Origin of the sequence: Brachybacterium tyrofermentans (genome assembly GCF_039526165.1) — a bacterium.
GTDB lineage: Bacteria > Actinomycetota > Actinomycetes > Actinomycetales > Dermabacteraceae > Brachybacterium > Brachybacterium tyrofermentans.
Genome location: NZ_BAAAIR010000001.1, coordinates 1 through 7,000 on the forward strand (window position 1 = coordinate 1; position 7,000 = coordinate 7,000).

The 7,000-nt window shown below is 67.4% G+C and carries 7 protein-coding genes; 4 read left to right on the plus strand and 3 right to left on the minus strand.

Translation table 11 applies throughout. The annotated features are described in order from the left end of the window. Window positions 1–188 precede the first annotated feature (188 nt). The 3 genes from ABD093_RS00005 to ABD093_RS00015 all read left to right on the plus strand — a co-directional run bounded on the left by ABD093_RS00005 (window position 189) and on the right by ABD093_RS00015 (window position 2,884). Window positions 189–329 (plus strand): hypothetical protein, encoded by a 141-nt coding sequence (locus tag ABD093_RS00005; protein WP_193119345.1) that lies wholly within the window; start codon window positions 189–191, stop codon window positions 327–329. Window positions 330–519: 190 nt separating this feature from the next. Further along, a protein-coding gene (locus ABD093_RS00010) for an IS3 family transposase (protein ID WP_343921853.1) occupies window positions 520–1,931 on the plus strand; the annotation gives its coding sequence in 2 pieces (ribosomal slippage) (window positions 520–865 and window positions 865–1,931; 1,413 coding nt in all). A 410-nt stretch (window positions 1,932–2,341) separates the two neighbouring features. Then, window positions 2,342–2,884 carry a hypothetical protein gene (locus ABD093_RS00015; RefSeq protein WP_193119347.1) on the plus strand — a complete coding sequence of 181 codons (543 nt, stop codon included), beginning with the start codon at window positions 2,342–2,344 and terminating at the stop codon, window positions 2,882–2,884. 45 nt (window positions 2,885–2,929) lie between these two features. Here the strand turns inward: ABD093_RS00015 and ABD093_RS00020 are convergent, their stop codons facing one another. From ABD093_RS00020 to ABD093_RS00030, 3 genes are read right to left on the minus strand one after another with little or no spacing between them, the layout of a single operon-like run. Further along, on the minus strand, window positions 2,930–4,861 hold the full coding sequence (locus tag ABD093_RS00020; protein WP_193119348.1) for an FtsX-like permease family protein: 1,932 nt from the start codon (window positions 4,859–4,861) through the stop codon (window positions 2,930–2,932). Window position 4,862: 1 nt separating this feature from the next. Continuing rightward, a complete protein-coding gene (locus ABD093_RS00025; protein ID WP_343921854.1) occupies window positions 4,863–5,573 on the minus strand; it encodes an ABC transporter ATP-binding protein in 711 nt (236 codons plus the stop codon). After that, on the minus strand, window positions 5,570–6,133 hold the full coding sequence (locus tag ABD093_RS00030) for a PadR family transcriptional regulator (protein WP_343921855.1): 564 nt from the start codon (window positions 6,131–6,133) through the stop codon (window positions 5,570–5,572). The genes ABD093_RS00025 and ABD093_RS00030 overlap by 4 nt, the downstream gene beginning before the upstream one ends. Before the next feature lie 130 nt (window positions 6,134–6,263). Here ABD093_RS00030 and ABD093_RS00035 point away from each other — a divergent pair, with 130 nt between their 5' ends. Then, on the plus strand, window positions 6,264–6,518 hold the full coding sequence (locus ABD093_RS00035; protein WP_343921856.1) for a type II toxin-antitoxin system Phd/YefM family antitoxin: 255 nt from the start codon (window positions 6,264–6,266) through the stop codon (window positions 6,516–6,518). The last annotated feature ends 482 nt before the right edge of the window (window positions 6,519–7,000 follow it).

Sequence of the window (7,000 nt, forward strand, 5' to 3'; positions counted from 1 at the left end):
CAGTTCCCCAACCGACTCCCCCTCTGACCACCCGGCAGAAGGACTGATCGACCGGCCCCTTACACAGAAAACTTGACACCTCCCGGGCACAGAACTCTGGAGGGTACGGGCGGGGCATGCGGTGAGCCTTCCATGAAGACCATCGGCTAGCGACGTCAACTGGAAACCGAGCCATAGGTCAGGTCAAGATGTCACCTATCCGTGCGGCGGTCCCCTTCGGCACCAACCACACCCCGAAGATCCTAGCCCTGCCCGACGCGGCCTGGATCAACAAACCCACCGAGAACAAACAGACCGAAGATCAGGCGACCTACGAACCCGCCGCCTGACTCCCACTGGCCCCATTCACCTTGACAACTTCCGCTCCGAGAACGAGTTCGAGACGGACTCCCCTGCGTGTCAGGGTGAGTTGAGGCCAGAGGTTCATAGCAAGTCCGCCTCCGCAGGGCGAGTTCAGGATCGATCACCATGAGCAGTTCCCCCGTTTCCGTTTTGTCGTCGAGCGTCGATGATGGAGCGATGAGTTCCCCGCAGCATCCTCGAGCCGATGGGCCCCGGCGCCGCTCGTTCACCCCCGAGCAGAAGCTTGCCCACCTCGCCGCATACGAGGAGGCCAGCGCGCAACGCCAAGGAGGTGCCTACCTGCGCCGGGAGGGTCTGTATTCCTCGTTGATCACCGAGTGGCGCCGGCAGCGCGATGCCGGCGTGCTTGAGGGAAAACAGCCTGGCCAGACGGTGGGTCGGCCCTCGAAGGAACAGGCCGAGATCGCTCGGCTGCGCCGCGAGCTGGACCAGACTCAGGAGCGCCTGGATCGCACCGAGACCGCGCTGGAGATCATGGGAAAAGCACGCGCGCTCTTGGAGGACGTCTCCAAGAGCGCGGATACCGAGACCAGGCGCAACAAGCGCTGATGGGCGCCCACGACGATCTGATCGTCGGAGGGACTACCACCCGGGCCGCGTCGGCCTTGACTGGTATCGCCCGCTCCACAGCAGCTCGCCGCACGGCCCGCCCGCTCCCGCCTGCGCCGCGGGACGCCCCGCCGGCCAACCGGCTGGACTGTGCCGAACGAGCCAGCGGGCTGGCCGTGCTCAACAGTTCCGAGTTCGTCGACTCCACCCCGATACAGGTGTTCGCGACGTTGCTGGATCGTGGTGTCTACCTGTGCTCGGTCTCCACGATGTATCGCATCCTGCGGGACAACGCCCAGGTCACAGAGCGCCGCCGGCAGGCTCGTCACCCGGCCCGGGTGGTGCCCGAACTGGTGGCCACCGGCCCCGGGCAGGTCTACACCTGGGACATCACCAAGCTGCCCGGCCCGGCCAAGGGCGTCTACTACGACGCCTACGTGATGATCGATATCTACTCCCGCTACCTCGTCGGCGTCCACGTCCACGCCCGCGAGTCCGGCCCCCTGGCGAAGGAGATGATGCGTGAAGTGTTCGGCATCCACGGCATCCCGAAGGTCGTCCACGCCGACCGCGGCACCTCGATGACCTCAAAGTCCGTGGCCACACTGCTCTCCGACCTGGAAGTCTCCCGGTCCCATTCACGGCCGAAGGTCTCCAACGACAACCCCTACTCCGAGGCGTGGTTCAAGACGTTGAAGTACGCGCCGGTCTTCCCAGACCGGTTCGGATCCCTGGCCGATGCGCGGGCGTTCATGGACGAGTTCAAGGACCGCTACAACCACGAGCACCACCACCAGGGCCTGGGCCTGCACACCCCTGCCGACGTTCACTACGGCCTGGCGACAGCGAAAGCCACCGGCCGCACCGACGTTCTCTCAGCGGCCCGCGCTGCCCACCCCGAGCGCTTCGGTACCGACCACACCCCGAAGATCCTCGCCCTGCTCGACGCGGCCTGGATCAACAAACCCACCGAGAACAAACAGACCGAAGACCAGGCAACCTACGAACCCGCCGCCTGACTCCCACTGGCCCCATTCACCTTGACAACTTCCGCTCCGCCGATCTCTGACTCCTCGTCGCGGGGAATGCGTTCAACCGTCAGGAGTCTCCCGGTGGCGTTGATATATCTCATTCAAAAGTGCTCTCTCTCAGTACAACGGGTCTTCAGGTAAGCCGTTTGGCCGATTTAAGGCACCCTACCTGCGCACAACTGTCATGTTGAGCACCACCCTGAATGACAGCTACGGCACCGTAGACTCCCCCGCACCATAGGGTCCGAGTACGCCGTTTCATGACAGATCTGCGACGTCGGCTATGACCAAACAGGATGGGCAATGGCTGGTGCGTCGACCAACGTAGGGCTCCGGTGCGCCGAGCACCGCTGAAGGTCGGGTCCGCTCCGGGGCGCTTGCTTGTTAGCGTCACGACCATGTCGACCCTCTCCCTCGCGTCTCTTCGCCCACTGGCCCGGTTCTCTCGCGATGCCGCGGCGTCCTCAGCCTTCGGCGCCATCCCCGTCGGGCGCCTGCACGGCAGGCAAGCCCTGGCCCTCGTTGCGGCGTCCGCCGCCCTCGGCGCAGCGGGAACGTTCCTCGGCCTCCGGGCCGCCGCGAGAGCACGCACGGCCGCACCCGACGGCTGGATGCCGTGGGCTGCCCACGCACAGGCCGCACCGGCTGTTCCTGCGGAGACGGCGGGAGACGCAGCGACGTCCCGGAAGGGCGAGGACCTCCGGACGCTCCTGCGGAGGTCGGCCATCGCCGCCGTGGCGGGGACGGTGTCCGGCGGCGCCACTGCCATCGGAGTGCTGGCGGACAGGCGCATGGAGGCGTTCTTCACGGATCGGGGTGCACGGCATCCGCGGCTCGCAGTGGGTCTGAGCCAGGGCATCGGCTACGCCGGACTGTTCGCCCTCATCGAGGCCGCAGTCGACGCTCGGGAGAATCCAGGGCACGAGGGGAAAGACGGCTGATTCGTCCCGGGTCAGACGCAGTGCCCCGGCGGAGCGACGCGCGGGTCACGCCCGTCGGATGTGGTCCGGTCGCAGCGGAGCACCGATTCCGAGCGAAGTGATCGCTGCGATGACCACCGACCCGCCCACCACAGCCAGCATTGGCCCTGTGAGGCTCGACAGGCCGAGGTGCGTCGTCAGTCCCGGGTCCATGCCGCGGTTCCCGGTCTCGACGAAGGCGACGGCCACCAGATGCCCGATCGCCAGGGCCGCTCCCCCGCCGACCACCAGAGGCAGTGCCACCTCGAGCCAGTGCGCACGGCGCAGCGCGCCTACAGGAGTGCCGAGCAGTCGAAGGCGGGCGTGCTCCTGCCGGCGTCCGATCGCCAGATCGGCCGTGCCGAGCAGGAAGGCGCCCAGTCCGACGGCCAGGACCACGAGATTCAGCAGCCGGATGGTGTCGATCGTGGCGTGATACGGGGCGAAGTCCTCCGCCGTCCAGCCGATGTGGGCGTCGATCCCTTCGGCATTCAGCTCCGCAGGCAGGTCGGGACGCGGATCAGCGGTGATCGTCGCTTCCAGCTGACCGAACTGCCAGAACTGCTCCTGCGTGACCAGTGCCCGCGGGACGAACAGGGTCGGCGCTGGGTCCGTCTCCTGCCATGCCGGAACTCCCGGCACCCGGGCGAGATCCTTCTCGGAGACGTCGAGCTGCAGCACGGGTTCTCCGTACCCGCCGGTGGTCTCGTCGTACTCTCCACTGAACAGGTCCACGGTTCCTCGCGGCGGCGTCCCAAGGTCGAGATCCCGCGACGCCGGGATCCAGGCAGCGCGATCATCTCGACATTGCCCCACCTCCGGTCGGAGTATGCGGAGCTCCTCGCAGGTTGATACCAGGGCCCAGAAGGAAAACTCCCCCGGGCTGCTTCCCGCGGCGACCACGAGCCCCCGAGCGTTGTAGATGACCTCCCGGGCCCCACCGACCCGTTCCACGGCATCCTCCAGCTCTGCGACGGAGGCCTGATCCGGAACCCGTGTCTCGGCGACGGCCTCAACCTCACGGTAGTGGCGTCCGGCCTGGTAGATCGGGGTGGCAGAGAGGACACTGACAAGCCCTTGTGCAGCCGTCGTCACCACGACGCCGATCACCAGGGCGCCGAGCACTCTGCCGAGCACAGCGGGTTGGGACTGCAGGCGCCGGCCTGCCACGACGGTCACCGGGGTGCCGGCACGCACGAGCACGTCAGCACTGCGCCGCACGAGCAGAGCAGGAAGCAAGAGACTGCCCAGTGCAGCGAGCCCGGCGCCGCCGATGAACAGGACCACGAGCGGGGCGTTGGACAGTCGCGGCAGGCTCCAGCTGAGCATCAGCATCACCAGACCGATCACCAGGATCGCCGCCCGCCAGAGGCCGGGGCGCCGGGCCACCTCCCCGCGAGCGCGCTCAAGATCCTCCCCATGGGTGCGACGGGCCGACGTCGCAGCCCCGGCGACCAGACACAGCGGCACCGCGAACGCGACGATGACCGCCGCCGGCGCGACGCTCGGTGACGGAGTCATCTCAAGCAGCATCTTGCCGGCCCAGGGCACAAGCAGGGCCCCGACCGCCATGCCTCCTACGGCACCGATGAGTGCGGGAGGCAGACTCTCCCCGACTCCTATCAGCACCTGATCTCGCCTGCGCATCCCGAGAAGGTGCAGACGGGCCATGCGCCGCGACCTGTCCTGCTCGGACATGCGACCGGTCGCCGCTGCGGCGGCCAGCACGGGCAGCCCGATCGCGAGGGCCACGATCCCCGGCAGGATCAGCTCGAACACGTCCGAGGCTGCAATTCCCGGGGCAAGACTGCGCGGCCTTCCCGCATCCAGCAGGGACAGCACCACGACCAGCAGCGCACAGCCCATGAGAGAGGTGAGAAGGGCGCTGAGCGCGCGGAAGCGCCCATGGTCGGTGGCACGCAGCGAGAGGGTGAGACCAAGGCGCAAGGACGGCAGCATCTCAGCCCACCAGCTCCCCATCACGCATGCTCACGAGACGGTCCAGGTGTGCGGCGACCCGATTGTCATGGGTGACGACCACCAAGGTCGTGCCCTGCTCCGTGACCGTCTCCATCAGCGCCTCCATCACGGTGTCCGCGGCGACAGTGTCCAGAGCGCCGGTCGGTTCATCCGCCAGCAGCAGGGACGGCTGGTGGACCAGCGCCCGGCCAACCGCAGCGCGCTGCGCCTGTCCACCGGAGACCTGGGCGGCCCGGCGGTCCGCGACCTCGCCCAGACCGAGCCGTTCGAGCATCGCCTCGACAGCGACACGGATCTGTGCCGGCCGGCCACCTAGCAGCTGCAGCGGAAGGGAGAGATTCTCACGCAGAGTGAGCTCGCCGATCAGGTCGCCGAACTGGAACACCATCCCCATGCGCGCCAACCGGAGCTGAGCACGATCCTTGTCCCGCAGACCTCCGAGATCGTCCCCGAGCACCCGAAGCGAGCCCTCATCTGGAACCAGGACGCCGGCGAGCACATGCAGCAGCGTCGACTTCCCGCAGCCCGACGGGCCCATCACGGCCACCTGCTCCCCGGCAGCGATCTGCAGATCGATGCCGCGCAGCGCGGGATCGGCACCGTAGGAGACGTGGACCCCGGCCAGCTCGACGACTGCCGCGGCGCCGGGCTCCGTCGCCGCGCGCTCACGACGGTCGGAGGCCACGGTCATCGCTGGCTCCCGGCGCCGTCGGTCGGTCCGTCGGCCGGCTTCTCCCACTGGGTTCGCAGTGCGCCGAGCCGTTGACCGGCCTCCTGGATCCAGCGCAGATCCGCATCGAGGTGGGTCAGCTCGTAGTCGAGCTGCAGCAGCAGTGCGGGCTCGGCACCCCGACGGCGCGAGGTCAGCTCGCGCATGCGCACCATGTGGCTCTCGCGTTGCGCGCTGAGGACATCCTCGGCGTCCCGGCCGGAGAGCAGAGCGATCGATATCCGGGAGAACAGGGTGGAGGCCGCGAACGCGCCCGTGGCCTGCGGTGTATAGATCCAGGTGTCGAGCTCGGTGACGCCCTCCGCCGTGATGCCGTAGAGCTTGCGCTCGGGCCCCGCTCCGGTCTCCACGGTGAGGATCTCCGCCCAGCCCTGGCGCTCGAAACGCGCCAGTGAGGCATAGACCTGACCGAAGGCGAGCGGGCGCTCGGGGGCGAGGAGATGGTCGTAGTCCTGCTTGAGGGAGTAGCCGTAGGCCGGTGACCGATCCAGCAGTCCCAGCAAGGCGTGTGCAGTACTCATGGATCGACTATACATCACGTGTATACCCGTGGTGAGTACATCGACGACGCGAGCCTGCCGTACCTGCCGGGCGGTCGACCACCCGCCTTGAAGCTCTAGCTTTTGCCGACCTGACTGCGAGACTGGACCAATGACTGCTCCACTTCGGATGTCCGCCACTATGGCCACCGAGAAGGGTGCCGGCTATCTCGCCGAAAAGGCTGCCGGTCGCACCGTGGTGCTCACGGACCATGGCAAGCCCAGCGCCATCGTGATGAGTCCTGAGCGTTTCGATGACCTCGAGCGTTCCCTTCGCCTGGCGGCCAATCAGGTGATCCAGGGCGTCAGTCAGCTCGTCGCTGAGCGTTCCGAGTTCCACACGGTGGACGAGGTCCGCGAGGGCTAGCCTGCGCGTCGGTGATGCTTTCCCTGAAGTCCATGCGGGCGCGGAGATTCTCTCGGCTGACGAACGCAATGCTGCCCTTGCAGACGCCTGGGACCCAGAGAGCGGAGAGCTTGATCCGGCACGGGCACTGCGTGCTGCGGTCGAGCGGGTCGCGGGGAGCGCGGACCCGGAAAGGATCATCGCACTCCGGCAGGAGCCTCGCTGCAACGCGCACATGCCTCGCGCCGACAAGCCCTGCTTCCGCCGCCGGGGACACCCCGGCGCACATCGCGCAACCCTCTGACGGCGTCCCGGAGGATCGCTGTGGTCCCGAAGCTGGAGCGCCCTGCTGAACAGCCCTTTCGCGGCCCTTTCGGGAAGTGGTCAGGCATCGGTCGCGCTGCTCCTCGCAGCCGCTCTTGTGATGTCTCAGGACTTCGGTGACAGTTCTGTATCAGGACATCGGTGACAGTTGATGTCTCAGGACATCGGTGACGGTTCGG